This is a genomic window from Frigoribacterium sp. VKM Ac-2859, from assembly GCF_013204925.1.
Lineage (GTDB): Bacteria > Actinomycetota > Actinomycetes > Actinomycetales > Microbacteriaceae > Frigoribacterium.
Window position 1 is genome coordinate 1,528,585 of the sequence record NZ_JABMLC010000001.1, and the last position, 24,621, is coordinate 1,553,205.

The 24,621-nt window shown below is 72.8% G+C and carries 23 protein-coding genes, 1 tRNA gene and 1 pseudogene; 15 read left to right on the top strand and 10 right to left on the bottom strand.

Going from position 1 to position 24,621, the window contains the following annotated elements; translation table 11 throughout:
• Positions 1–39: 39 nt before the first annotated feature.
• Positions 40–1,074, bottom strand: a pseudogene (locus HQQ78_RS15840) (ATP-binding cassette domain-containing protein); the annotation flags it as partial.
• 133 nt (positions 1,075–1,207) lie between these two features.
• The gene (locus HQQ78_RS07165) at positions 1,208–2,263 is read right to left on the bottom strand and encodes a LacI family DNA-binding transcriptional regulator (protein WP_371740390.1); all 1,056 of its coding nucleotides are present in this window, start codon (positions 2,261–2,263) and stop codon (positions 1,208–1,210) included.
• A gap of 198 nt (positions 2,264–2,461) precedes the next feature.
• Between HQQ78_RS07165 and HQQ78_RS07170 the strand changes: the two genes are divergently transcribed.
• Positions 2,462–3,088 carry an AmiS/UreI family transporter gene (locus HQQ78_RS07170; protein WP_173151854.1) on the top strand — a complete coding sequence of 209 codons (627 nt, stop codon included), beginning with the start codon at positions 2,462–2,464 and terminating at the stop codon, positions 3,086–3,088.
• A 24-nt stretch (positions 3,089–3,112) separates the two neighbouring features.
• Positions 3,113–4,351, top strand: a complete 1,239-nt coding sequence (locus HQQ78_RS07175; RefSeq protein WP_173151856.1) for an acyl-CoA dehydrogenase family protein — start codon at positions 3,113–3,115, stop codon at positions 4,349–4,351.
• Between the two features lie 154 nt (positions 4,352–4,505).
• Here the strand turns inward: HQQ78_RS07175 and HQQ78_RS07180 are convergent.
• Together HQQ78_RS07180 and HQQ78_RS07185 are read right to left on the bottom strand one after the other, a co-directional pair.
• Positions 4,506–4,578, bottom strand: a tRNA-Arg gene (locus HQQ78_RS07180).
• Positions 4,579–4,665: 87 nt separating this feature from the next.
• The gene (locus HQQ78_RS07185; protein ID WP_056047225.1) at positions 4,666–4,956 is read right to left on the bottom strand and encodes a hypothetical protein; all 291 of its coding nucleotides are present in this window, start codon (positions 4,954–4,956) and stop codon (positions 4,666–4,668) included.
• A gap of 182 nt (positions 4,957–5,138) precedes the next feature.
• Between HQQ78_RS07185 and HQQ78_RS07190 the strand changes: the two genes are divergently transcribed.
• The 3 genes from HQQ78_RS07190 to HQQ78_RS07200 all read left to right on the top strand — a co-directional run bounded on the left by HQQ78_RS07190 (position 5,139) and on the right by HQQ78_RS07200 (position 8,074).
• Complete coding sequence (locus HQQ78_RS07190) at positions 5,139–5,726, top strand: helix-turn-helix domain-containing protein (RefSeq protein WP_173151858.1); 588 nt, start codon at positions 5,139–5,141, stop codon at positions 5,724–5,726.
• An 8-nt stretch (positions 5,727–5,734) separates the two neighbouring features.
• Positions 5,735–7,141, top strand: coding sequence for an MFS transporter (locus HQQ78_RS07195; protein ID WP_371740391.1), 1,407 nt, complete (start codon positions 5,735–5,737; stop codon positions 7,139–7,141).
• Positions 7,142–7,213: 72 nt separating this feature from the next.
• Positions 7,214–8,074 carry a phosphatase PAP2 family protein gene (locus tag HQQ78_RS07200; RefSeq protein ID WP_148053721.1) on the top strand — a complete coding sequence of 287 codons (861 nt, stop codon included), beginning with the start codon at positions 7,214–7,216 and terminating at the stop codon, positions 8,072–8,074.
• Between the two features lie 21 nt (positions 8,075–8,095).
• On the opposite strand, the gene HQQ78_RS07205 is transcribed toward HQQ78_RS07200, so the two are convergent.
• A complete protein-coding gene (locus HQQ78_RS07205; protein ID WP_173151860.1) occupies positions 8,096–9,274 on the bottom strand; it encodes a VIT1/CCC1 family protein in 1,179 nt (392 codons plus the stop codon).
• Positions 9,275–9,307: 33 nt separating this feature from the next.
• On the opposite strand from HQQ78_RS07205, the gene HQQ78_RS07210 reads away from it, so the two are divergent.
• From HQQ78_RS07210 to HQQ78_RS07220, 3 genes are all read left to right on the top strand, one after another.
• Positions 9,308–10,159, top strand: a complete 852-nt coding sequence (locus HQQ78_RS07210; protein WP_173151862.1) for a DUF429 domain-containing protein — start codon at positions 9,308–9,310, stop codon at positions 10,157–10,159.
• A gap of 163 nt (positions 10,160–10,322) precedes the next feature.
• Positions 10,323–10,835: a GNAT family N-acetyltransferase gene (locus HQQ78_RS07215; protein ID WP_159825105.1), complete on the top strand. Its 513-nt coding sequence runs from the start codon at positions 10,323–10,325 to the stop codon at positions 10,833–10,835.
• A 16-nt stretch (positions 10,836–10,851) separates the two neighbouring features.
• Positions 10,852–11,211 carry a hypothetical protein gene (locus HQQ78_RS07220; protein ID WP_173151864.1) on the top strand — a complete coding sequence of 120 codons (360 nt, stop codon included), beginning with the start codon at positions 10,852–10,854 and terminating at the stop codon, positions 11,209–11,211.
• 309 nt (positions 11,212–11,520) lie between these two features.
• Here the strand turns inward: HQQ78_RS07220 and HQQ78_RS07225 are convergent, their stop codons facing one another.
• Positions 11,521–11,946 (bottom strand): YchJ family protein, encoded by a 426-nt coding sequence (locus HQQ78_RS07225; RefSeq protein ID WP_173151866.1) that lies wholly within the window; start codon positions 11,944–11,946, stop codon positions 11,521–11,523.
• Between the two features lie 525 nt (positions 11,947–12,471).
• Between HQQ78_RS07225 and HQQ78_RS07230 the strand changes: the two genes are divergently transcribed.
• The 3 genes from HQQ78_RS07230 (at position 12,472) to HQQ78_RS07240 (ending at position 14,995) form a co-directional block, all read left to right on the top strand.
• A complete protein-coding gene (locus tag HQQ78_RS07230) occupies positions 12,472–12,867 on the top strand; it encodes a hypothetical protein (RefSeq protein WP_173151868.1) in 396 nt (131 codons plus the stop codon).
• Positions 12,868–13,033: 166 nt separating this feature from the next.
• Positions 13,034–13,906, top strand: a complete 873-nt coding sequence (locus HQQ78_RS07235; protein ID WP_173151870.1) for a metallophosphoesterase — start codon at positions 13,034–13,036, stop codon at positions 13,904–13,906.
• Positions 13,907–13,978: 72 nt separating this feature from the next.
• Complete coding sequence (locus HQQ78_RS07240; protein WP_173151872.1) at positions 13,979–14,995, top strand: NAD-dependent epimerase/dehydratase family protein; 1,017 nt, start codon at positions 13,979–13,981, stop codon at positions 14,993–14,995.
• A gap of 92 nt (positions 14,996–15,087) precedes the next feature.
• Here the strand turns inward: HQQ78_RS07240 and HQQ78_RS07245 are convergent, their stop codons facing one another.
• Positions 15,088–15,741: an HAD-IA family hydrolase gene (locus HQQ78_RS07245; RefSeq protein WP_173151875.1), complete on the bottom strand. Its 654-nt coding sequence runs from the start codon at positions 15,739–15,741 to the stop codon at positions 15,088–15,090.
• Between the two features lie 58 nt (positions 15,742–15,799).
• Between HQQ78_RS07245 and HQQ78_RS07250 the strand changes: the two genes are divergently transcribed.
• The 3 genes from HQQ78_RS07250 to HQQ78_RS07260 all read left to right on the top strand — a co-directional run bounded on the left by HQQ78_RS07250 (position 15,800) and on the right by HQQ78_RS07260 (position 18,092).
• On the top strand, positions 15,800–16,219 hold the full coding sequence (locus HQQ78_RS07250; RefSeq protein WP_148053722.1) for a hypothetical protein: 420 nt from the start codon (positions 15,800–15,802) through the stop codon (positions 16,217–16,219).
• A gap of 404 nt (positions 16,220–16,623) precedes the next feature.
• Positions 16,624–17,556, top strand: coding sequence for an aminodeoxychorismate lyase (locus tag HQQ78_RS07255; RefSeq protein ID WP_371740392.1), 933 nt, complete (start codon positions 16,624–16,626; stop codon positions 17,554–17,556).
• A gap of 266 nt (positions 17,557–17,822) precedes the next feature.
• Positions 17,823–18,092: a hypothetical protein gene (locus HQQ78_RS07260; protein ID WP_173151877.1), complete on the top strand. Its 270-nt coding sequence runs from the start codon at positions 17,823–17,825 to the stop codon at positions 18,090–18,092.
• A 138-nt stretch (positions 18,093–18,230) separates the two neighbouring features.
• On the opposite strand, the gene glgX is transcribed toward HQQ78_RS07260, so the two are convergent.
• Positions 18,231–20,288: a glycogen debranching protein GlgX gene (gene glgX, locus HQQ78_RS07265; protein ID WP_173151879.1), complete on the bottom strand. Its 2,058-nt coding sequence runs from the start codon at positions 20,286–20,288 to the stop codon at positions 18,231–18,233.
• A gap of 299 nt (positions 20,289–20,587) precedes the next feature.
• Between glgX and HQQ78_RS07270 the strand changes: the two genes are divergently transcribed.
• Positions 20,588–21,634 (top strand): hypothetical protein, encoded by a 1,047-nt coding sequence (locus tag HQQ78_RS07270; protein ID WP_173151881.1) that lies wholly within the window; start codon positions 20,588–20,590, stop codon positions 21,632–21,634.
• A gap of 89 nt (positions 21,635–21,723) precedes the next feature.
• On the opposite strand, the gene HQQ78_RS07275 is transcribed toward HQQ78_RS07270, so the two are convergent.
• Entirely contained in the window at positions 21,724–23,637 is a 1,914-nt protein-coding gene (locus HQQ78_RS07275) for an APC family permease (RefSeq protein ID WP_123571946.1), read from the bottom strand.
• 197 nt (positions 23,638–23,834) lie between these two features.
• Entirely contained in the window at positions 23,835–24,620 is a 786-nt protein-coding gene (locus HQQ78_RS07280; protein ID WP_173152245.1) for a response regulator transcription factor, read from the bottom strand.
• Between the last annotated feature and the right edge of the window lies 1 nt (position 24,621).

Below are 24,621 nucleotides of genomic sequence, written 5' to 3' on the forward strand. Positions count from 1 at the left end.
GTTCCGCAGTGCGTCCGCAGGGCGGTCGATCACGACGGTCCGACCACCGAGCGTGACCACGCCGCCGTCAGCTCGGTCGGCGCCGGCCAGCAGGCGCGCGAGCTCGGTTCGCCCGGAGCCGCGAAGCCCCGCGATGCCGACCACCTCTCCCGCGTGCAGCTCGAAGTCGACCGGCCGCAACATCCCGCGGCGTCCTACACCGGTGGCGCGGTACAGCGGCGGGCCGACCGGATCCACACGATGGGCGCGGCGCTCTGACCCGATGCGTTGCAGGTGCGCGATGTCCTTACCGATCATCCGCGCGACCAGTTCGGCGCGGCCGATCTCGTGCGGCAGGTAGTCACCCTTCTTCACACCGCCTCGAAGGATCGTCATCCGGTCGCTGAGTGCCAGCACCTGCTCGAGGAAGTGCGAGACGAAGAGGATGGCCACACCCTGGTCGCGGAGGCGGCGGATCACCTCGAAGAGCTGTGCGACGTCGACGGCATCGAGGCTCGACGTGGGCTCGTCCAGCACGAGCACCCGTGGTCGGTCGACCATGGCGCGGGCGATGGAGACAAGCTGGCGGCTGGCGGGAGTGAGGTCCGCCAGCAGGGCTCGCGGGTCCAGCTCGGCCAGTCCGAGCTCGGCCAGCATCGTGGCGGCGCGTTCATGCGTCGCACGCCAGGAGATGCCGACGCGACCGTGCACCTCGTGGCCCAGCATCACGTTCTCACCGACGCTCAGGTTCTCGACCAGGTGCGATTCCTGGAACGCGGCCTGGATGCCGAGGGCCCGCGCGTCAGCCGGACCGCCGAGACGGACGGGCTCGCCGTCCACGAGGACCTCCCCTGCTTCGATCGGGTACACGCCGAGCAGCGCCTTGATGAGCGTGGACTTCCCCGCTCCGTTCTCGCCGAGGAGAGCGTGCACCTCGCCCGAGTGGAGGTCGAGGTCGACCCTGTCGAGCGCGACGCCGTTCGAGAACGCGACGGTGATCCCCCGCATCTGCACCGTGGGGTGGGCAGGTCCGTCCCGCCGCTCGTCGTGACCGGACCAGGTCGGGCCAGCGGCCTGAGGGCCGATCGGGCGCATCGTCGTCGATGCCCGTACGTGACGCACGTGGTGCTCCTCGGGTCGGAGGCCTTGACGGCCTCGCGCCGGGCGGTGCCCGACGTGCACGACTGTAGCTGTCGTGATGCACGCGGGCGAACGACGACGAGCTGGATTACGTCAGATGGCCATCTCGGTCGAGAGGGCGCGCAGCCGCGCTGGAGTCACGCACCACGAGCTCGGCGGGAATCCGGCTGTTCTGCGGGATCTCGCGGCCCTCGATCGCGGCGATCAGGACGTCCACCACGAGCGACCCGAGCGCCGGGAAGTCCTGCCGCACGGTCGTGAGCGGCGGGAGGAAGTGGCGCGAGACGGGCAGGTCGTCGAAGCCGACGACGCTCAGGTCCTCCGGCACGCGGATGCCGCGGTCGTGGAGGCCGTGGATCACCCCGAGCGCCATCTCGTCATTGGCGACGAACACGGCGGTGTATTCCGGAACTCCGGTCAGTCCGCGTGCGTAGTCGTAGCCGAAGTCGCTCGACCAGTCACCGATGACGATGGGCCGCTCGTGCATGCCCCATGCCCGGGTGCGCGCATGGAAGGCACGCTCGCGAGCGCGGGCGTCGAACCAGTCGAGGGGCCCTGAGAGATGGAGGACGTCGCGGTGACCCAGCGACGCGAGGTGATCCACGGCCAGCTTCGTGCCGGCAGCCTGGTCGACGGAGACCGTGAGGAAGGCCGGGTCCTTCTCGGCCTTGACGACCAGGGTCGGCAGCCCCGTCGTGATGGTCCGGAGCACGGCCACGGACGACGAGCGCGGAGCGACCACGCAGAGTGCGTCGATGCCCTGGCCTGTGAGGTGGCGCACGGCCTCCTCGGGAGTCGCCGAGTCGTCGCGGAGCGCGAACGACGCCACGGAGTACCCGCCGTCGCGCGCCGATCGCTCGATGGCCCGCAAGATGCTCGACGGACCGAACTCGACGGCGCTCTCGATCAGCACGCCGATCCGAAGGGCCCGCTGGGTGACGAGCTCGCGCGCAGCACTGTTGGGCCGGAAGTCGAGCTCGGCGACGACCTCGAGCACGCGTTGGCGCGTGGACTCCTTGACCTGCGGGTGACCATTGAGCACGCGTGACACGGTCATGTGTGACACACCAGCACGCTCGGCAACCTCGCGAAGACCGAGACGTTCACCGCCGCCTCTGACGCTCACCCGGGCTCCATCCTGCACGCTCCGCAACGCAGCTTGGCGTCATCTGCGCCGGCGTGGACGTGGCTCCATGGCGCTGGCTCATTGTACGGGGGCCTTGCTCACGTGGCGGTCGGCTTCCGTGACGAACACGACGGGTACCGCCGTCACGGGGCGTAGCGGACGGACATGATGGGACACGAGACACCGACCGAAGGTGAACGGTGTCAAGGTCGCCGCATGGCGCTCATCTGCTTGGTCCTCTCCGGGGCCGCCCTCCTGGTCAACGGCCTCACCCTGCTCGGGCGCGTGCCCGGCCGGGACAGCGGCGTGTTCAACGTCCTGGTCGGCGGTCTGCAGCTCGTCCTCTGCGTGGCCGTGGCCGTGTCAGCCGACGGTTCCCTGCCCATCCTCTTCGGGATCTCGGGCACCTTCTTGTTCGGCATCACGTACCTCCACGTCGGCGTGGACTCCCTCCTCGGCCTCGGCGCCGTGGGCCTGGGCTGGTTCTGCGGCCTGGTCGCCGCTCTCGCCGTCGCCTTCGCGATCGTCCACGTCGCGGACGACCTTTTCCTCGCCGTGCTCTGGACGGGATGGGCGGCGCTCTGGGCGCTGTTCTTCGTCCTGCTCGCCCTCGGCCGATCGGCCATCAGCACCTACACCGGGTGGGCCCTCGTCCTCGCGAGCCAGGTGACCACCACGGTCCCCGCGCTCCTCGGCCTCACCGGGCACTGGCCGACCGGCTCGGTCGCCACGACGGCTGCACTCCTGTCGCTCGTCGGGGTGTTCGGCGGCGCCGTCCTTCTCACCCGCCGAGCCGCCACACGTCCCCAGCCGGAACACACACCTGCCCCTGCCGCTGCCTGACCCACCAGAACGGAACCGAGACCCATGACCACGACGACCACCACGTCCACCACGTCCGTCACCACGGCGTCACCCACCGACGACGCCCTGTTCGCGCGTTTCCGCCCGCTCTTCGACCGCATCGCCGCCGGTGCCGCGGAACGCGACCGTGAGCACCGCCTCCCCGTGGCCGAGATCCGCGAGCTCGCCGATGCGGGCTTCGGAGCCCTCCGCGTCCCCGTCGAGTTCGGGGGCTCCGGCGCCACCCTCCCGCAGCTGTTCCGCCTGCTCACCGAACTCGCAGCGGCGGACAGCAACATCCCCCAGGCCCTGCGCGGCCACTTCGCCCTCGTCGAGGATCGCCTGGTCGCCCGGTCCGGGCATCGCGACGTCTGGCTCGAACGGTTCGGCCGCGGCGAGATCGCCGGGAACTCCTGGACCGAAGTGGGCACGGTGCAGGTCGGCGACGTCACGACGAAGGTCAGCCCCGACCCGGACGGCGGATTCCGCATCACCGGGCAGAAGTACTACTCCACCGGCAGCATCTTCGCCGACTGGATCGACACGTACGCCGAACGCACGGACACCGGCGACCGGGTCATCGCGATCGTCGACGCCCACCAGGAAGGTGTCACCCACACCGACGACTGGGACGGGTTCGGGCAGCGGACGACGGGGTCGGGCACGAGCACCTTCCGAGATGCTCGTGTCGGTGGGGACGACGTCGTGCTCTTCGACGAGCGATTCAAGTACCAGACGGCCTTCTACCAGGCCGTGCTGCTGAGCGTCCTCGCCGGCTCCGTCGTGGCGGCCGAGCGGGACATCGCGTTCGAGGTCAGGAACCGCACCCGGGTGTTCTCCCACGGCAACGCCGACACGTTCGCCGCCGACGCGCAGATCTTGCAGGTCGTCGGCGAGGTCTCAGCCGCCGGCTTCGCCGCACGGGCGATCGTCGACCGCGCCGCCCAGGCCCTCCAGGGCGCCTACGAGGGCGCCTTCCTGGACGAGACCGAGGACGAGCGGCGGAACGACCGCGCCGAACTCGCCACCGCGCAGGCCCAGGTCGCACTGACATCGCTCGCGACCCAAGCGACCTCGCACCTGTTCGACGCGCTGGCGGCATCCGGCGTGAGCACCACGAAGAACCTGGACCGGCACTGGCGCAACGCCCGGACCGCCGGCAGCCACAACCCGTGGGTGTTCAAAGCACGCATCGTCGGCGACCACGCCGTCAACGACGTCCAGCCGCCACGGGTCTGGGCCATCGGCGCGACCCGCCGCTGATCTCAGCAGACGGGCACCGAGGACGAGAAAAGCCCTGCCGCATGAGGCAGGGCTTTTCGAGTTCGCGCCGAAGGCGCCCGCCGGCGGAGGCGGCCAGACAAGCACCGAAGACGAGGAAAGCCCCTGCCGTGTTGGGCAGGGGCTTTCGAGTCTGTGCGCCTGGAGGGACTCGAACCCCCAACCTTCTGATCCGTAGTCAGATGCTCTATCCGTTGAGCTACAGGCGCGTTTCGCTGGCCGATTGGCCAGAGGAAACACTACACGAGGGAGGCGCGGGGCGCGAATCGAGGCCGACCGCGCCTCCTCGGGTCGTGTCAGTAGGTGTGCTTGCCTTCGCCGTCGCCCTTGTAGTCGCCGATCAGCTCATCGACCTGGCCGGCCTCGGCCTGGCCGGGCTGGCGGGTGGGGACGGCGTCGTCGGCCGGTCCGTCGTCGAGCGAACGGGAGCCGGTGCCGCCGTCGGGGTGGTTCTCGCTGGTGATCTCGACGGGGCGGTCGTCCCGCTCGCCGACGGTGTGGTCGCCGTGACCCTCGCCACTGCTGTTGCCACGACGCTCGAGGTCGGTCTCGTCGGTGCCGTGCGGGTCGTCCGGGGTCTTCGTCATCGGGTTCCTCCTGCGCGCCGGACTGTCCGGCGGTCGTGCTCCGAGCATGCGCCGCGGGTCCGACCTCCGCCCGCGACACCCACCACACTCACGGCTCGAACGGTTGGTCGGCCTGCCCACGCTCTCGTCGAGAAGCACAACGACTCTTGCGCAACAGCTCTTGTGCACCTAGCGTCGACACCATGTCCCCCCGAGAGACCTCCCGCAGCACCCTCACCGACGCCGCCTCGATGCGCGTGCTCGCCCACCCGACCCGGTTGCGCCTCCTCGGTCTGCTGCGCGAACGCGGCGCGCAGACGGCCGCCCAGCTCGGCGACGCCGTCGACGAGGCCCCGGGGACGATCAGCTACCACCTCTCGAAACTCGCCTCGATCGACCTGATCGAGGCGGCCGAGCCGCAGACCACCGACCGGCGCGAGCGGTGGTGGCAGGCCACCGCGCAGCTCACCAGCTGGGAGCCCGCCGAGTTGCTCGACGACCCCGACCGCCTCGTCGCCTCGTCCGCCCTGCAGAAGTCGATCGGCCAGGCCTACGCCGCGCGCTTCGGCGAGTACGTCGACGCGATGCCCACCCTGCCTCGCGAGTGGGTCGCGGCCGGGGCGAGCGGCGACCGCAGCCTGCGCCTCACCACGACCGAGCTCGCCGCCCTGCGCCGCGACCTCGAGGCCGTCGTCGACCGCTGGCTCGACGTCGGCGCCGCCCACGACCCGGCGGCCGACGACGGCGCCGAGCCGGTCGTGCTCGTCTACCAGGCCTACCGCCGTCCCTGAGGCCCGTCGTGAGCGAGAGCACGCCGGCCGAGGAGGCGCGGGGCACCGACAGCGCCACTCGCGACGGTCGTCCGGCCCGGCCCCGCGGCGGGCGCACGGGTCACACCGTCCGCACCGTCCGCACCGACCGGGTAGCCCTGTCGTCCCTCGTCGCGGCCCACGCGATCTCGCAGACCGGCAACGTCGTCACGGCCTTCGCCGTGCCCTTCTACGTCCTGGGTCTCGGCGGGTCGGGGGCCGAGGTCGGGCTCGCGGCGGCGTTCGCGACGGCCCCGGTGATCATCGGCGGCCCGCTCGGGGGCGTCGTCGTCGACCGGGTCGGGCACCGGCGGGCCGCGATCGTCGCCGACCTCGTGAGTGGCGCCTCCGTCCTCGCGATGCCCGTGCTCGCGCTCACCGTCGGGCTGCCGTTCTGGGCCCTGCTCGCACTCGTCTTCGTCGGTGGACTGCTCGACAGCCCCGGACAGACGGCGCGCCGGGTGATGCTGCCCGCGCTGACCGAGCGGGCCGGAGTCCGCATCGAACGCAGCGTGGGGCTCCTCGACGGGTCCGAGCGCTTCGCCAAGCTGGTCGGGGCGTCGATCGCCGGGCTCCTCGTCGCCGCCGTCGGACCGGTCGCGTCCCTGTTCGTCAACGCCGCCACCTTCGCCGTCTCGGCGGCCCTGACCGGGGCACTCGTCCCGGCGTCCGGTCCGGCACGGACCGGATCACCGAATCCGAGAGACGACCACCCGACCGACGCCACCGACGCCACCGACGCGACCCGCGCCTCCTACCGGTCCGACCTCGTCGAGGGTGCCCGCTTCGTCGTCCGCGACCCGCTGATGCGGCTGATCGTCGCGCTCGTGCTGGTCACGAACCTGCTCGACGCCGCACGCGGGTCGACCCTGCTGCCCCTCTACGCGAACGACCGACTCGGAGGCGCGGCCGCCCTGGGACTGCTCGTCGCCACCATGGGCGGGTGCGCCCTCGCCGGCAACGTCGCCTTCGGTTTCATCGCCCACCGGGTGCCGCGCCGCCTCACCTTCGTCGCCTGCTTCACCCTCGCCGGCGGGCCGTCGAGCCTGGCGTTCGCCCTCGGCGCCCCGCTGCCGGTGCTGGTCGCCGCGACCGCGCTCTCGGGTCTCGCCGCCGGCGCCCTCAACCCGATCCTCGGCACGGTGCAGCTCGAGCGCACCCCCGAGCACCTCCGCGGGCGGGTCTTCGGACTGGTCACCGCGGGAGCCTGGGCCGGCATCCCGGCCGGCGCCCTGCTCGGCGGGGTCGCGGCCGACACGATCGGGCTGACGGTCGCGTTCGGCATCGTCGCCGTGGTCTACACGACCGTCACGCTCGCCCCGCTCACCGGCGGTCACTGGCGGCTGATGGAGCGTCGGGGCCCGCCCGGCGGCCGGCCACCTGCACCCCCGCTGTGAGTCGGGGCGACCCCGGCGCATCGGCAGGTCGGACCGAGCCTGTTTCCAGGCGACGTGTAGTTAGCTCGTCCGGTGACTGCTCACCCGACCCTCTCGACGACGCCTGCCGTCCGTCGACGGGTCACGGGTCGTTGGGTGGTCGCGTCGTCGGCCTCGCTCGTCGTGCTGGCGGGCGTCTACACGATCGCGGTCCTCACCGAGACCGGCCAGTCCATCGAGGACAGCATCCTCCGCTCGGTCGACGGCACCACGTTGTTGCAGTCCGGGGTCGCGCTCGACGCCATCTCTCCCCCGGCCGTGCTGCTGGTCGTCGCCCTCACGATGGTGGTGGCGTTCCTCCGCCGCCGGCCCGGGTCGGCCGTCCAGGCGGGCGTGCTGATCATCGGCGCGACGGTCACCACCCAGGTGCTCAAGCAGCTCGCGCCCCGTCCCGAGCTGACGGGCGAGCTCTACGGCAACAGCTTCCCCAGCGGGCACGTCACGGTCGCCGTCGCCGCGGTCCTGGCGATCATGACCACGTTCGGCCGGCACGCCCGGCCCCTGTTCTACATGGTCGGTGCGGCGTTCGCGGCCGTCGTCGCCGAGCAGACCGTCGCCTTCGGCTGGCATCGCTGCAGCGACGTCGTCGGCGCCTGCGCCGTGGCCCTGCTCTGGCTCGGCCTCGTCCGCATCGCCGCCGCCCGCCTCTCACGTGACCCTCGCGGCCGCGACGACGTGGGCCCCCGGTCGCATGGGGCCACCTCGGTGGTGCTCGGCCTCGCCTTGGTCGTCTGCCTCACCCTGTCGGGCGCGATCTGGAGCATCGGCATCGGCTCCGACATGAGCCTCACGACCTCGACCGGCCAAGGGGTGCTGATGGGCGCGCGCCTCGCCGCGGCCGGCGTCGTCCTCGTCACGTGCTGGATCGCCTGGAAGCTCGACCGCAAGGCCTGACGCGCACGTGGCCCGATCGGCTCAGCCCGCGGCGCCGGTCCCGAACAACAGCCCCAGCAGGTAGGTCACGGCGGCCGCCCCGAACCCGATGCCGAGCTGGCGCAGCGCCCGCCTGACCGGGCTCGCCCCCGACAGCAACCCGACGACGGCGCCCGTGCCGAGCAGCGCGACGCCGACCAGCGCCGACGCCACGACGACCGCCACGAGCCCGGACAGCCCGAACAGGTAGGGCAGCACGGCGATCACGGCCCCGGACGCGAAGAAGCAGAAGCTCGAGGCGGCAGCGCCGAAGGCCGTGCCGAGGGTCTCGTGGGTGGCGGGCTCGTCGGCCGAGCGCGCCTCCTGGTCCGGGGCGTCCGCCCAGCCGGCCGTGGCGGCGCCCGGCGCGGCCCCCGCAGGAGGCGCGCTCGGCGACGAGGCCCCTCGCCCCGCGCCCGCGAGCACCTCCCGCGCGTGGGCCTCGGCCTCGTCGGGCGACATGCCCCGTGCCCGGTAGACCAGCGCCAGCTCGTTCGCGTCGACGTCGAGGTCGGGCAGCACGTGTCGCGCCGTCGGGTCGGGGGTGGAGGCGTCGAGCAGCTCGCGCTGCGACCGCACCGAGACGTACTCGCCCGCACCCATCGACAACGCCCCGGCGAGCAGGCCCGACAGCCCGGTCAGCAGCACCACGTGGTTCCCGACACCCGAGGCGCTGATGCCGAGCACGAGCGCCAGGTTGCTGACCAGACCGTCGTTCGCCCCGAACACGGCCGCCCGGAACGACCCCGACAGGCGGTTGCGTCCACGCTCGGCCAGGCCGCGCACGACCTCGCCGTGGATGCGCTCGTCGGCGGCCATCGCGTCGGTGGCGTCCGCGTCGGTCGCGTACGGCGACCGCGCCTCCGCGCTCTGCACGAGGGCCAGCACGAAGATCGAGCCGAAGCGCCGGGCGAGCACCCCGAGCACGCGGGTGCGCAGGTCGGTGCGGGCCGGACGCCCGACGTCGGCGCCGAGCAGATCCACCCAGTGCTGCGCGTGGCGGCCCTCGGCGTCGGCCAGGGCGACCAGGATCGCGCGCTCCTCGCCGTCCCGGCGGCGGGCGAGGTCGCGGTAGGTCGACTCCTCGGCGCGCTCGTCGGCGAGGTAACGCCGCCAGCGACGCAGGTCGGCGGGGGTGCGGGTGCTCGTGCCGCCGCTGGTGCGGGTGCTGCTCGTGGGCATGGGGACAGTATCGGCCGCGAGTACGGTCGAGCGGTGACCACACCCCGGCCCCGCTACCTCGGCGTCGACCTCGCCTGGCGCGACTCGACGCCCGAGCGCCCCGCGAACGAGACCGGCCTGGCCGTGATCGACGCCGACGGCACGGTGCTCGACGCCGGCTGGGCGCGCGGCGTCGACGAGGTCGAGGCCTGGGTCCGTCGCTGGTCGACGCCTGGCTCGGTCGTCGCGGTCGACGCCCCCGTGCTCGTGCCGAACGCCACGGGCATGCGGGCGAGCGAACGCCTCGTGGCGCGGGCCTACGGTCGCTGGCACGTGTCGGCCAACGCGAGCAGCGCCTCCCTGCCGTGGCTCGGCGGGCGCACCCTCGGCGAGCGCCTCGAGCGTGCCGGCGGCGTCTACGACGACGGCGTCGTGCCGGTGGCGGCCGACGCGGTGGGGCACTTCGAGTGCTACCCGTACACGACGCTCGTCGGCATGGCCGAGCTCGCCTACGACGACAAGCGTCCCCGCTACAAGCGACCCGACCTCACCCTGCCGAAGGAGGCGCGGCGCGAGGCCCGCGCGGCGGCCTGCGACGAGCTGCTGCGTCGGCTGGGCGGGCTCGCCCGGGCCGAGGTGCCGTTGCGCCTCGACTCGCACCCGGTGTCGGCGGCGCTGCTCGAGGAGCCCTCGCCGCTGGTCGACCGGGCCTACAAACACCGCGAGGACCTGCTCGACGCACTGGTCTGCGCCTGGACGGCGGCGCTCCGCGCGCGGACGCCCGAGCGCCTGCAGGTGCTCGGCGTCGACACCGAGCCGGACGACCGCGGGAGGCGCGCGACGCTGATCTCACCGGCCCGCCCCGAGCAGCGCCTCGGCCCCGCCCCCGTGGCGCGGGTCGGCTGAGGGCCGCACCGCGCCTCCTGACGCGACGACCCCGGGGCGCGGGTCGGCGTCGCGACGCGACCCGCGCCTCCTGACGTGACGACCCCGGGGCCCGACCCGGCGTCGGGACGCGACCCGCGCCTCCTGCACCCGCCGCGTCCCGCCCGTGTGGCAGGGTGGCGGCATGCCCGCACGACCCGTGACCGTCCGCCGCACGACCGCCGACGACTGGCAGCGCGTCCGCGACCTGCGCCTCGCGATGCTGGCGGACACGCCGATCGCCTACGGCGAGACGCTCGCCGTCGCCCGTCGTCACGCCGAGGCCGAGTGGCGGATGCGCGGGGCCCGGGGCGAGGCCGAGCACGGCACCTCGCTGGTCGCGATCGACGACGGGACGGGCGACTGGGTCGGCGCCATGGGCGGCTTCCTGCAGGCGGCGGGGCAGCCCCTGCTGGTCGGCGTGTACGTCGCCCCGAGCCATCGGGGGCGCTCGGCCGGGGTCACCGACCTGCTGCTCGACGGCGTCGAGACGTGGGCCGCGACCGAGGGCGACACCCTGCGCCTGCACGTCCACGAGCAGAACGAGCGGGCCATCGCGTTCTACCGTCGACGCGGGTACGAACCGACCGGACACACGAACCCCTACGCCCTCGACCCCACCGCGCGCGAGCTCGAGATGCTCGCACCGCTGCGCTGACCGCCGTACCCGTCCGGTGGCGAGCACGCACGACGTCTTCCTCGAGGGCGCACACGACGAGTCGCGCCACCTCGTCGAGCAGACCCTGATCGATCACGGCTTCACCCTGTCGCTCGCGTCGGACGGCAGCACCCGGGCCGTCCGGGGCACGCTGGCCTCCACCCTCGCGCTGCGCGCCTTCGCCGGGCGGGCGCAGTTGCTGACCCTCGGCGTGCAGTGGTTCGTGGACGACCGGGGACGCCTCGTGGTGCGGGTCGTGCACGAGCCGGCCCTGTCGGTGCTCGGCGGCCCGGTCGGCGTCGTCCGGGCGCAGCGGGCCGTCGGCGACGTGGTCCGGGCACTCGAGGCGGTCGCCCTCGCACGCCGCGCCCCGTGACGGATGCGACCCGCGCGCGTCCTGTCCCCCGAAACACGCGTCTCGAGGCCCTGCCTGTGAGGAGCGTCCACGTCTGAACCGCACCATCTCGTGCGGCCTAGCGTTCGTCGAGATGGAGGGCGCGAGTCCTGCATCGGTGTCGTCCGGACCGTGGGTCCCTGCCCGTGAAGCTCTCCCTGCGGCCCGGCGGCGTCACGGAGAGGATGCCGGGCCCGACGGACCCGCCGTCCTCTTCGTGACGCCCGATGCCGACGTCTCGCCTCCGCCCTGCCTGCCCCGGCCAGGCCGAGCTCGTTCAGTGCGGCCTGGTCAGCCCGAGATCCCGTCGACGTAGAGCCACCGCCGGTCGACCCGGGCGAACCGGCTGACCTCGTGCTGCGACCCCACGCCGTCGTCGTCGCGGAAGTGCGCCTCGAACTCGACCGTCCCCTCGTCGTCGAACGGCCCGCCCGCCTGCGTCCGCACGACGTCGAGCCGGAACCAGCGCGTGCCCCGGTCGACCTCGAGCGTCGCGGGCCGCGTCGTCGGGTGCCACGTCTCGAGCAGGTAGGAGGCGCGGGCGAGCACGAACGCCGAGTACCGCGAGCGCATCAACCGTTCCGCCGTCGGGGCGGGCGTCGTGCCCCGGTGCAGCGGCCCGCAGCACGATCCGTAGGTCTCGCCGCTGAGGCAGGGGCACCGGGCCGAGTCGTCGAGGTCGCAGCCGGAGCCGGCGGCAGGAGCAGCAGGAAGCATCGGGCCATTCTCCGGCACGCCGCGGCGCCCCGTCCCCGGACCCGCCTCGCGCCCGCCCCCTCCTCTTCGCCCCGTCCCCGCGCCTCCTCTCGGCCCCGTCGGGAACTCCTGCCTGACGTCACCACCCACCCGCGCCTCGCCCACCCCCGCGACCCGACGCCGCACCAGCCAGGACTTGCCGACACCGCTCACGCCTCGTCGGCAACTCCTGCCTCACGTCACCACCCACCCGCGCCTCGCCCACGCCCACGACCCGACGCCGCACCAGCCAGGAATTGCCGACACCGCTCACGCCTCGTCGGCAACTCCTGCCTCACGTCACCACCCACCCGCGCCACGCCCACCCCCACGACCCGACGCCGCACCAGCCAGGAATTACCGACACCGGACACGCCTACCGGCCCGAGCTACACCGTGGGCGGGCGCCGGGTACACCCGGTCGGCTCCCCAGTCCGGGTCGCACCCCAAGGGGCCGCCCCCGCACTGGGCGTCGCACTCCGGGCCACGACCTGCCACGGTGATGCCGTGACGAACTCGCCGACCTCCACCTCGCACCCCGTCCACGAGCAAGAGCTCGTGTTCGCGCACGTGCGCGCGGTGCTGAGCGCGGGGGAGGCCGGTCCCGTCCTCCCCCGACTGTCCCGGCGCACGACCGCACGGGCCCTGGCGTCGGCCGGCTTCAGCACCCTGACCGGCGAACCCGTCCGGGCGTCCGCCCTCAAGCACGACGGGACGCAGTTCTTCGACCGCTCCGAGACCGTCCTGGTCGAGTCGCTCAACAGCGGGCGACGGTTCTACGGCCTGTTCGTCGAACCGACCTCCCCGACCCACGAGGACTGGGCGACCGTCACCGACATGTTCGCCGAGCTCGGGCGTCGCGTGCACGGCCGCCTCGCCCCCGCCGACCAGTTCCGCGGCTGAGCCCTCCCACCACACGCGAGGTCGCACCACGGTTGCGGCGTCGAACCACCCCCGTGCGTGGTTCGACGCCACGTGCGTGGTGCGACCCGACCGCCCGAGCCGCCCGAGCTGCCCCGGCACCCCGGGCCACGCGCACGCGCCGCCCCGCACCCGGTAGCGTCGCGGCATGCACGCCCTGCCGCCCGGAGCCCTCCGCATCGTCCACCTCAGCGACGCCCACCTGCTCGCCGACGGAGCCCTGCACCAGGGTGTCGTCGACACGACCGAGGCCCTCGACCTCGTGCTGGCGGAGTCCGCACGGGTCGAGGGGGTGCGACTGCTGGCGGGGTCGGGTGACCTGTCGGACGACGGGACCCGCGCCTCCTACCGGCACCTCCGCGAGCGCACCGACGCCTGGGCCCGAGCGGCCGGTGCCGAGGTGGTGCTCGTGCCGGGCAACCACGACGTGCGCGAGGCCTTCGCCGAGGTGCTCGGCGGCGACCCGGCGAGGCCGCTCGACCTCGTGCGCGACGTCGACGGCTGGCGGGTGGTCGGGCTCGACACCTCCGTGCCCGGGGCCGGTTACGGACTGCTGCGACCCGAGCAGCTCGCCTGGTTGCGCGACGAGCTCGCGACGCCCGCCGAGCGGGGCACCGTGCTCGTGCTGCACCACCCGCCGATCGCGGCGCCGACGACCCTGCACGAGTCGCTCGCCCTGCAGGACCCGGAGGCGCTGGCCGCGGTCCTCGAGGCGTCGGACGTCCGCGTCGTCCTCGCCGGGCACTACCACCACCACATCGTCGGTCACCTGGCGGGCGTCCCCGTGGTGGTCGCGCCCGGGGTGGCGAACGACACGGACGTGCTGGCGACCGTCGGCACGGAGCGGGCCGTGCGCGGCTCGGGCTTCGCCGTGGTCGAGGTGGCGGCCGACGGGTCGGTGCGCTCGACCGTCGTGCGCACGCACGACCCGCGCGACGGCGACGAGGTCTTCGTGCTCGACGAGGCCGCCGTCGCCCGCATCGCCGCCGAGGCCGGACCGTCGCCCAGGGGCCGCGCGTAGGCTCGGGACAGGCCTGCCGCCCACCCGGGGTCGGCGCCTGGCCGATCGTCGAGTCGTGAAAGTGAGACCCCCATGCGCGTGGTCGTCGTCGGAGCCACGGGCAACCTGGGCACCGCCCTGCTCACCCGTCTGCAGGCCGAACCCGAGGTGACCTCCCTCGTCGGCGTCGCCCGCCGGGGGCCGCGCATGGCGACGCCGCCGTACGGCGAGGTGACCTGGTTCTCGATCGACGTCGGGACCGACGACTCACCCGTGGCCCTCGAGCGGGCGTTCGCCGGGGCCGACGCCGTCGTGCACCTCGGCTGGGCCCTGCAGCCGAGCCACCACAAGGCCGTCATGTACCGCACGAACGTGCTCGGCACGTCGCACGTCCTCGACGCCGCCGCCCGGGCGGGCGTGCCGCACGTGCTCGTCGCGTCGTCGGTCGGCGCCTACTCGCGGGGCCCCAAGGGTCGACGCGTCGACGAGACCTACAAGACCAAGGGCGTCCGCCGCTCCAGCTACTCGAAGCACAAGTCGATCAACGAGCGCGTCATGGACGCCTTCGTCGAGCAGCACCCCGAGGTCACGCTGACCCGCATGCGCCCGGGCCTCGTGTTCCAGGCCTCCGCGGCGAGCGAGATCGTGGGGCTCTTCGCCGGTCGCTGGGTGCCCACCCGCTGGATGCAGCGCGTGCGCCCCCCGTTCATCCCGCTCGCCCCGCGCTTCGTGTCGCAGGTCGTGCACGCGAGCGACGTCGCGGACGCGTTCTGGCGGGCCATCGACCGCCGCGCCGGTGGGGCGTTCAACCTCGCCGCCGAACCCGTGGTCGACCCCGACCGCATCGCCCGGGCCTTCGGCTCCCGCCTGCTGCCCGTGCCCTACCGCCTGTTGCGCGCCGTCGTCCAGCTCACCTGGCTGGCCCGCCTGCAGCCGACCGAGCCGGGCTGGCTCGACATCGCGGCCAAGATCCCGGTCATGTCGACCGAGAAGGCCCGGGACGTCCTCGGTTGGACGCCCCGTCACACCTCGGACGAGACCCTGCGCGAGTTCGCCCACGCCCTCGCCCACCGGACCAACCACGAGGGGTCGCACCCGCTGCACGGCTGAGCGGCGGGCCTCAGCTCGAACCGCGAGGCCGGGCCCGCGCCCGCGCGAGCCGCGCGCCCGTGCCACCTGCCAGCCCGCGCGAGCTCCAGGCCCTACGGCAGCGTGAGCTCGAGCAGCCCGTCGGCCCGCACGGTCACCGACACGTCCTCGTACCCGGCGACGCGCGGCAGCCCGTCGGCGGCCGGCCCGTCGTGGTCGCCCACGACCACGACCGAGGCTCCGGAGGCGCGGGCGGCCTCGAGCCCCGCCGCGGCGTCCTCGAAGACGACGACCTCGTCCGGGTCGACGCCGAGCAGCTCGGCAGCCAGCAGGTAACCGTCCGGGGCCGGCTTGCCCACCGCCACCTGCTCGGACGCCAGCACGACCGCGGGCCAGGGCACGCCCGCCTCGGCCATCCTCGACCGCGCCAGCTCGTGGTTCGCGCTCGTCACGAGGGCCACCCGGTCACCCGGCAGGCTCGCCACGAAGGCGGCGGCGCCCGGGATCTCGACGGTCCCGTCCCGGGTGCCGGCCTCGACCGCCTGCAGCCCGTCGGTGAGGAACCGTGCCTCGTCCTCGGGCAGCCGGGGCAGGAACCGGGTGACGGTGTCGTGGGTCTGCCGGCCGTGCGCGAACGCCAGCAACTCGACGACGTCGAGCTCGTGTTCGGCCGCGAAGTCGCCCCAGATGCGTTCGACCAGGGCGGTCGAGTCGACGAGCGTGCCATCCATGTCGAACACGATCGCGCGGCAGGTGAGGGTCGTCATGGCCACAGTCTGCCCCGGCGCACATGCGGCACGCACCCCCACGGCGTACCGTGCCCGCATGCACGAAGACGAGCAGGACACGAAGACCGGCACCACCACGGGCGACGCCACGACGGCCACGGACGGCGTCGGCTACGCAGGCACCGCCGAGACCGCACCGGACCGTCGCGACGCCGACGACCCGACCGCGGACTTCCCGCGGAGCGAGGCGACCACCGCCGAGATGCAGCGGTCGGCGACGGAGGACTCCCCCGCCGTGGACTCCGACACCGACCTGGACGCGGTCCAGGCCCTGCCCGGTGAGGGCGGGCCGGACGACGGTGGCGACATCGAGGTCGACCCCGACGACCTCAACCTCTCGGGCGACTCGATCCCCGGCCACCCCAAGCCCGGCGAGCCCGATCCCGCCGACGCGCCCTCGGGTGACGGCGCCGCGCCGTCGCACCCGAAGCCCGGGCCGCCCCGGCCCCGCGGCTGACGCCTCCCGGACCGACCACGAAGGGCCGCACCGTCTCGACGGTGCGGCCCTTCGACGTGCGCGCCGTGGCGCGGGCGGTCCGACGTGTGTGGTGTGGTGCCGGGCGGGCCGCCCCGTGAAGAAGCTCCCGGCCCACCGGGCACCACGCGCCCACCATGGGCGGGCTCGCTCACGGTACCGCTGCAGTCTGGGCGGGCAAAGAGGACCCTGCCAGGAAAATGCCTGTTCAACGCCCGGAATTAGCTAGACGCACTAGTCACCGTGGCGAGAGGGTGCCCGATGCGCACCTCCGAGCAGCCGTCGGGCCGGTCGAGATCCCGTGGACGTCTAACCTCTCGACGACGAGTGATTCTCCACAGCCTGTCCACAAAGCGAAAACCCGCGCCCGAGGTACGGTCGAGGGCGTGACCGACCTCGCCGCAGACGCCTCCCCCACGACCGACACCGCGCCTCCTGCCCCCGTGCTCGTGATGATCGACCGGGCCCGGGCCGGCGCCCGAGGCGATGGTCCCGGGTGGCACCTCGCCGACGCGGCGGAGCCGACGGTGAACGTCGTCGACCTGGGCGTGACCCGCGGCGACGGCATCTTCGAGGCGTTCGGCGTCGTCGACGGAGCCGTGCAGGCGCTCGAGCCGCACCTGAACCGCCTGGCGCGGTCGGCGGCCCTGCTCGACCTGCCCGTGCTCGACCTCGACCTGATCCGCGAGGCGGTGCTCGCCTCGGCCGCCGCCCACGCGCCCGTCCCGTTCGCGTTGACCAAGCTCATCGTGACGCGCGGCCTCGAGGGCGTGCCCGAGAGCGAGCCGACCGCGTGGGCCCGGACCGAGGTCTACGAGGACCACGCCGTCGAACGCCGCGACGGCATCCGCGTCGTGGCGCTCGACCGCGGCTACCGGCACGACGTCGCGACCACCTCGCCGTGGCTGCTGCAGGGCGCCAAGACCCTCTCGTACGCCGTGAACAAGAGCGTGCTGCGCGAGGCCGCCCGCCGGGGCGCCGACGACGTCCTCTTCGTCAGCAGCGACGGGTACGCGCTCGAGGGGCCGTCGGCCTCGCTCGTCGCGCGTTTCGGCGACCGCTTCGTCACCCCGCGCACCGACCAGGGCATCCTCGAGGGCACGACGCAGGCGGCCGTGTTCGACGCCCTGGCGGACCTCGGCCACGAGACCGCGTACGAGCTGCTGCCGCTCACCCGCGTGCACGAGGCGGACGCCCTGTGGCTGCTGTCCAGCGGACGTCAGATCGCACCCGTGTCGGACCTCGACGGCCGGTCGTTCGCGATCGACCACGAGCTGACGACGTCGCTGGTCGAGGCGCTCTGGGCCCGCCGCGCCTGAGCCCCGGCCGTTCGAACAGATGTCCACCATGCGAACGATGTGTCGGGCGATGGTGGCGATCACTCGGTGACCTGCGAGAGTCGGGAACGCGTCGATTCACGGCGACGCGACCCGCACCACCCCGTTCCGCACGCGGTCGCAGGGCCGCAGAGATGAGCTGAACACATGAACATCGTCCACGCCTCCGGGCACCACCCCCTCGCGCACGACCTGGCTCCCACCGAGCCGATCGACATCAGCGCACTCCTCCTGGCCGAGGCCGCGGCATGAGCGCCGCCGACCTCGCCCGCCTCAGCCACGACCAGCTCGTGGCGCACGTCCGTCGCTCCGTCGACGTGACCGGCCACTACGCCGCCGACCAGCGGGTGCCCGCCGCCCGCATCGAGGTCTACCCCAAGCGCCGACCCGCCGGTCGAGCCCACCGGTCGCCGGTCGACCCCGGGCCCGTCGTCTGCGGCACCGTCGTCGACATCACGCCGGGACCGAGCTACGCCGACTTCTTCGCCCCCGAGGCGCAGCAGCTCGCCACCGCCTGATCCCCGTTCGGCCTCGGCCGACCCACACGACGACCGCCGTCCCCTCGGGGCGGCGGTCTTTCGCATGCCCGGGGGACGCAGGAGGCGCGGCTCCGATCCCGAGGACCGGCACCGCGCCTCCTGCGCTCGCCCCACCGCCTAGGAGGCGCGGCTCCGCAGCAGCGTGAAGCTCGCGTCGCGCACGAGCAGCGTCGTGACGGCGCCCTCGACCTGCTGGCCGGGGTCGCTCGACGCGGCGAGCTCCCACTCGCCGTGGGGCGCGTCGGGCACGTTGAACTCGACGACCGCCGTCGAACCGTTGACGAGGTAGGCGAACGCGTCGGCGTCCTTGTGGGTCAGCACGAAGGTGATCGCCTTGTTCTCGCCCTGCTGCCAGTCACCACTCGAGAACGAGTGGTCGTCGGCACGGCGGACCTGCACGTGGTCGTCGCTCTCGACCTCGGGCGCGTAACGGAACCAGTCGGGCCGCAGCGCCGGGTTCTCGCGACGCAGCGTGATCAGCTCGGTCGTGAAGGCGAGCAGGTCGCGGTCGGCGCGCTCCCAGTCGAACCACGAGATCTCGCTGTCCTGGCAGTAGGCGTTGTTGTTGCCGCCCTGGCTGCGGGCGATCTCGTCGCCGCCGAGGATCATCGGCACGCCCGCGCTGAGCAGCAGCGTGCCGAGGAAGTTGCGACGCTGGCGGTCGCGGTACTCGTTGACCGCGGGGTCGTCGGTCGGGCCCTCGGCGCCGCCGTTGAACGACTTGTTGTCGCTCTCGCCGTCCTGGCTGTCCTCGCCGTTCTCCTCGTTGTGCTTCTCGGCGTAGCTCGTCAGGTCGGCGAGGGTGAAGCCGTCGTGCGCGGTGACGAAGTTGACGCTCGACAGCGGCGAGCGGCGGTCGCCCTCGTAGACGTCGGGGCTGCCGAGCACGCGGTCCGAGAACGTCGAGAGGACGCCGGGCTCGCCGTTCCAGAACTCGCGCACGTCGTCGCGGAACTTGCCGTTCCACTCCGACCAGTCGGCCGGGAAGCCGCCGACCTGGTAGCCGGCGGTGTCCCAGGGCTCGGCGATCATCTTGACGCTCTGCAGCACCGGGTCCTGGTGGATCAGCGTGAGGAACGCGCTGTGCTCGCTGGCCTCGCCGCCCTGCCGGGTCAGGGTCGTGGCGAGGTCGAAGCGGAAGCCGTCGACGTGCATCTCGGTGACCCAGTAGCGCAGGCTGTCCATGATCAGGCCGAGCGCCGCCGGGTGGCTGACGTTCAGGCTGTTGCCGGTGCCGGTGGTGTCGAAGTAGTTGCCCTCGTCGCCCTCGACCAGTCGGTAGTAGGCGGCGTTGTCGATGCCCTTGAACGAGATCGTCGGGCCCATGTGGTTGCCCTCGGCCGTGTGGTTGTAGACGACGTCCATCCACACCTCGAGGCCGGCGGCGTGGAGGTCCTTGACCATCTGCTTGAACTCGGCGACCTGGCCGCCGGACGTGCCCGCGGCCTTCGACGCGTACTCGTCGTGCGGGGCGAAGAAGCCGATCGAGTTGTAGCCCCAGTAGTTGCGGAGGCCCTTCTCCTCGAGGTGGCTGTCCTGCACGAACTGGTGCGTCGGCAGCAGCTCGACGGCGGTGACGCCCAGGTCGGTGAAGTGCTTGATCGCGGCGGGGTGCCCCATGCCGGCGTAGGTGCCCCGGATGTCCTCGGGGACGTCGGGGTGCGTCTGCGTGAAGCCCTTGACGTGCACCTCGTAGACGACCGTGTCCTCCATCGGCGTGAGCGGGCGCTGGTCGTCGCCCCAGTCGAAGTCGCGGTCGGCGATGACGTTGCAGGGCATGGCCGCGGCGGAGTCGGACTCGTCCATCGTCTCGGGCTCGTCCATGTCGTGCCCGAAGACGGCCTGACCCCAGTCGAACGTGCCGTCGAGGGCCGTCGCGTACGGGTCGAGCAGCAGCTTGTGCTCGTTGTGGCGGAGGCCGGCGGCCGGGTTCCAGGGGCCTGCGACACGGAGGCCGTAGCGCGAGCCGACCCGCGCCTCCTCGACCACGGCGTGGAAGACGTGGCCGGTGCGGTTCGTCAGCTCGAAGCGGCGCTCGGTGCCGCCGTCGGCCTCGTCGTCGAACAGGCAGAACCAGACGTGGTCGGCGGTCTCGGAGTACACCGCGACGTGGGCGCCGCCGTCGGGCAGGGGCGTCACGCCGAGGGGGTAGGGCAGGGAGCGGGAGTCGTTCATGATCCCAGCAGTACAGGAGGAGCGCCGTCGGCGGCCAAGCTGAGCGCCGTACCCCGCCGAACCGTCCCGCCCGCGCCTCCCGCGCCTCCTTCCTCCCCCGCCTGCCCGCCCCTCCCCGCCATGAACCCCGTTCACGAAGATGAACCCCATTTTCGCGTGGTTCAACTTCGTGAACGGGGTTCATGGCCTCGTGTCGAGGACGACCACGCCTCCCCCACACGCCGGGGGCGAGCTCCCACCGCCCCCAGGCGAGGAGGCGCGGATCAGGCGGGCCGGGCGCCGCCCGTCACGCTCGCCCCATGACCGGCACCGCGCCCCACCTCTGCCCGCTCGTCTTCACCTCGACCCACGGGGGCACGACGCGCGAGGCGCGACGCCTGCAGCTCGAGGCGCGGCGGGGATCGCTGGTCCGCGTCCATCGGGGCACCTACGCCGTCGCCGCCGACTGGGACGACCTCGACGCGCGAGGGCGGCACGTCGTCCTGACCAGGGCGGTCACCCGAGGGCTGGACCGACGGTGCACGGTCTCCCACGACTCGGCCGCGGCCCTGTGGGGTCTGCCGCGGGTCCACGACGCCTACGCGGACGTGGTGACCGTCATCGATCCTCGGCGGACGACCACGAGGCGTTCGACCGACCTCCTGCGACGCCCCGGCTCGGTTCCGACAGCCGACCGCGACGAACTCCACGGAGTGTGGCTCACGAGCCTCGAGCGGACCGCCGTCGACGTGGCTCGGAGCGCCTCGTTCGGCGATGCCGTGCTGTGTGTCGACGCCGCCCTGCGCCGCCTGGTCCTGCCCGACGGACACCGGACGGGCGCTGCCGTCGAGGCCGAGTTCCTCCGCCGACGCACTCGACTCATGTCCCGACTGGGCCCGTCCTCACACCCGGGCGGACGGATGGCCCGTCGCGCCGTCGAGTTCTCGTCCGCGTGGGCCGAGAACGGAGGCGAATCCCTCCTGCGTGTCGTGCTGTTCGAACTGGGCTTGTCGTCGGTCGAGTTGCAGAAGACCTTCATCCTCGACGACCGGTTCCTCGGACGCTGCGACGTCTTCCTCCGGACCTCCGGCGTCGCGGTCGAGTTCGACGGCCACATCAAGCTCACCGACCCCGAGATCCTCGCCGGAAGGACTCCCGCGGAGGCCATCAGGCTCCGGGGACGTCGCGACCGCCGCCTCCTGCGCCATCCCGAGATCCGTCACGTGGTGCACTGCGAATACGCCGATCTGGTGTTCCCGGAGAGGCTGGTCGAACTCCTCCGGACGGCCGACGTCCTCATCGATCCACGTCGGGTGACGGACGCTGCGCGGGTCGCTCGACGGCGCTTCGTCGGGGCGTCCGGATGAACCCCGTTCACGAAGATGAACCCCGTTCAATCGGGGTTCATCTTCGCAAACGGGGTTCGCGCGCATGCAGAGGGTCGGGGCAGGGGCGGCTAGCTGACGTGCACGTCGGGGCGGCGGCTGCGCGAGGGCTCGGCCCGGCGCAGCACCTCGCGGGTCACCGGTGCGACCTCGCCCACCCCGGTCAGGAAGAACCGCCCCATGTTGGACAGCGGGTTGCCCTCGGTCCACTCGAAGTAGATGTCGGGCACGACGCCGGTCTCGTCGCGGATCGCCAGCAGCACGCTGGCCACGGCGTTCGGCACCGCGCCGCTCGTCGTGCGCAGCACCCGGTAGCCGTGCAGTGCGTGCCCCGTCACGACGAGGTCCTCCTCGAAGTTCGACGAGTCCCCCTTGTGCACCTCGAGGAAGATGACCGGCGAGCGCTGCGGGATGCCGCTGTACTTCCGCTCGGCCGTCAGCTTCTTCTTGTAGATCTCGGCGACCTCGCGCCCCGGCTCGTGGGCGATGACGCGGATCGTGCCGTACTCGTCGGCGTCCTCGCGCACGTACGCGAGCGCGGTGTCGTCCAGGGTGACCGAGGTCGCCCGCAGCTGGAACGACCGCTGCACGCGCGAGACGAGCGACACCGCGATGATCCCGATGATGAAGATCGCGGCGATGCGCACGCCGTCGGGACGCTCGACGACGTTGGTGATGGTCGTGTAGACGAACACGAGGGCGACGACGCCGAAGCCGATCGTGCGCTTCCGCTGGCGCGCGCGTCGCGCCGACAGCGTGACGGCCACGGAGGCGCTGGTGATCAACACGAGCACCCCCGTCGCGTAGGCCCCGCCCTGGGCGTCGACGTCCGCCTCGAACACGATGGTGATGACGAAGGCGATCACCGTGAACACCAGCACGAGGGGACGGACGGCCCGGGCCCACTGCGGCGCCATGCCGTAGCGCGGCAGGTAGCGCGGCACGAGGTTGAGCAGCCCGGCCATGGCCGACGCCCCGGCGAACCACAGGATGCAGATGGTGCTGACGTCGTAGAGCGTGCCGAAGCCGTCGCCGAGGTACTGGTGCGCCAGGAACGCCAGGGCTCGGCCGTTGGCCGACCCGCCGGCCTGGAACTCGGCCTGGGGGATCAAGAGCGTGGTGACGAAGCTCGACAGGATCAGGAACGAGCTCATGATGATCGCGGCCGTGGCGAGCAGGCGACGGGCCCCGCGGATGCGTCCCACCGGCTTGGCCGGGGTGTCGGTCGGGTCGCCGGTGATCTGGGGCATGACGGCCACCCCGGTCTCGAAGCCCGACAGGCCGAGGGCCAGCTTCGGGAAGACGATCAGGGCGATGCCGACCATGACGAACGGGTTGCCGTGCTGCACGGTCAGCGCTTCCCACCAGTTGCCGATGACCACCGGGTTCTCGCCGATGTGGAAGAGCGACACGGCGATGACGACGAGGTTGAGCGTCAGGAAGATCGCGACGAGCACGACCGCGATGCCGATCGCCTCGCGGAAGCCCCGCAGGAAGACGGCGGCGAGCAACGCGACCAACACGAGCGTCAGCGGCACCTCGGCCCCGTGGAACCACGACGGGGCGAACGGGTTCTCGACGGCGTGCGCCGTGGCGTCGGCCGCCGACAGGGTGATGGTGATCATGAAGTCCGTGGCGGCGAAGCCGAGCAGGACGAGGACGAACAGCTTGCCGCCCCACCAGGGCAGCAGGCGCTCGAGCATCGCGATCGAGCCCTCGCCGCGCGGGCTCTCGCGGGCGACGCGGCGGTAGACGGGGAGCGCGCCGAACAGCGTCAGCAGCACCAGCACGATGGTCGCGAGAGGCGAGAGCAGCCCCGCCGCGACGGCCGCGATGGCCGGTTGGTACCCGAGGGTCGAGAAGTAGTCGACGCCGGTCAGGCACATCACCCGCCACCACGAGTGCGTCTTCTCCGGGGTCTCGGCGTGCGGACCCTGGTGCGTCCCCGCGGTCTCGGTGAGGCCGTGCAGCAGCCAGCTCCGCATCCGTCGCGTGGTCGGGTGCGGGGTGGGCGGTGCGACCCTGGCGGGTGACTCGGGCTGCGCGGACACGGGTTCCTCTCGGACGTGCGGTGCGCACCGACCGGGAGGCGGGCACGCGCCCTGCAACGTTAGGCCTCGCGCGCCTCCCGGTGGTGACGTCCGGCGTTAGGAAACCGTGAGGATCCCGACGGCGACCGCGGTCACGCCTCCTCGACGACCTCTGCCCCGGCGTCGGGTACGAAGCGGTAGCCCATGCCGAGCACCGTGACGAGGTGTCGCGGTGCGGCCGGCACGGGTTCGAGCTTCTTGCGGAGTTGCGCGAAGTAGAGCCTCAGGTAGCCGGTGTCCTTCGCGTGGAAGGGGCCCCAGACCTCGGTCAGGATGGTCTCGCGCGTGATCAGCTTGTCGGGGCTGTGCAGCAACAACTCGAGGATCTTCCACTCGGTCGGCGTCAGCCGGACGGCCGTGCCGCCGCTGCCCGCGCCGCCGCCCGCACCCGCGCCGCCGCGCGCACCCGCGCCGCCACCCGCGCCCGCGCCGCCCCCCGGCCGACGGACCACGGTCTTCGCCGCGAGGTCGACCTGCACGTCGCCGAACGTGACCACGGGCTGCTCGTCGTCGGTGCCCGACGGCAACCGGCGGGTCTGCGCCCGGATGCGGGCGAGCAGCTCGTCCATCGAGAAGGGCTTCGTGACGTAGTCGTCGGCGCCCGCGTCCAACGCCTCGACCTTGTCGGCGGCGTCGGTGCGGCCCGACACGACGAGGATCGGCACGGTCGACCAGCCGCGCAGGCCGGTGATCACCTCGACCCCGTCGAGGTGGGGCATGCCGAGGTCGAGCATGACGAGGTCGGGGTGCCGGCTCGCCGCGAGGTCGAGCGCCTCCCGCCCGTCGGCGGCCGTGACGACGTCGTAGCCGCGCGCGCCGAGGGTGACCTTGAGCGCCCGCAGGATCTGCGGGTCGTCGTCGGCGATCAGGATCTTCACG

What these genes read in the sequence shown, in the direction of transcription:
- HQQ78_RS07270 (WP_173151881.1), top strand. Translation starts at nt 20,588, where the DNA reads ATGACCGGCACCGCGCCCCACCTCTGCCCGCTCGTCTTCACCTCGACC.
- HQQ78_RS07245 (WP_173151875.1), bottom strand. Translation starts at nt 15,741, where the DNA reads ATGACGACCCTCACCTGCCGCGCGATCGTGTTCGACATGGATGGCACG.
- HQQ78_RS07215 (WP_159825105.1), top strand. Translation starts at nt 10,323, where the DNA reads ATGCCCGCACGACCCGTGACCGTCCGCCGCACGACCGCCGACGACTGG.
- HQQ78_RS07225 (WP_173151866.1), bottom strand. Translation starts at nt 11,946, where the DNA reads ATGCTTCCTGCTGCTCCTGCCGCCGGCTCCGGCTGCGACCTCGACGAC.
- HQQ78_RS07185 (WP_056047225.1), bottom strand. Translation starts at nt 4,956, where the DNA reads ATGACGAAGACCCCGGACGACCCGCACGGCACCGACGAGACCGACCTC.
- HQQ78_RS07205 (WP_173151860.1), bottom strand. Translation starts at nt 9,274, where the DNA reads ATGCCCACGAGCAGCACCCGCACCAGCGGCGGCACGAGCACCCGCACC.
- HQQ78_RS07235 (WP_173151870.1), top strand. Translation starts at nt 13,034, where the DNA reads ATGCACGCCCTGCCGCCCGGAGCCCTCCGCATCGTCCACCTCAGCGAC.
- HQQ78_RS07190 (WP_173151858.1), top strand. Translation starts at nt 5,139, where the DNA reads ATGTCCCCCCGAGAGACCTCCCGCAGCACCCTCACCGACGCCGCCTCG.
- HQQ78_RS07250 (WP_148053722.1), top strand. Translation starts at nt 15,800, where the DNA reads ATGCACGAAGACGAGCAGGACACGAAGACCGGCACCACCACGGGCGAC.
- HQQ78_RS07175 (WP_173151856.1), top strand. Translation starts at nt 3,113, where the DNA reads ATGACCACGACGACCACCACGTCCACCACGTCCGTCACCACGGCGTCA.
- HQQ78_RS07170 (WP_173151854.1), top strand. Translation starts at nt 2,462, where the DNA reads ATGGCGCTCATCTGCTTGGTCCTCTCCGGGGCCGCCCTCCTGGTCAAC.
- HQQ78_RS07275 (WP_123571946.1), bottom strand. Translation starts at nt 23,637, where the DNA reads ATGCGGAGCTGGCTGCTGCACGGCCTCACCGAGACCGCGGGGACGCAC.
- HQQ78_RS07240 (WP_173151872.1), top strand. Translation starts at nt 13,979, where the DNA reads ATGCGCGTGGTCGTCGTCGGAGCCACGGGCAACCTGGGCACCGCCCTG.
- glgX (WP_173151879.1), bottom strand. Translation starts at nt 20,288, where the DNA reads ATGAACGACTCCCGCTCCCTGCCCTACCCCCTCGGCGTGACGCCCCTG.
- HQQ78_RS07260 (WP_173151877.1), top strand. Translation starts at nt 17,823, where the DNA reads ATGAGCGCCGCCGACCTCGCCCGCCTCAGCCACGACCAGCTCGTGGCG.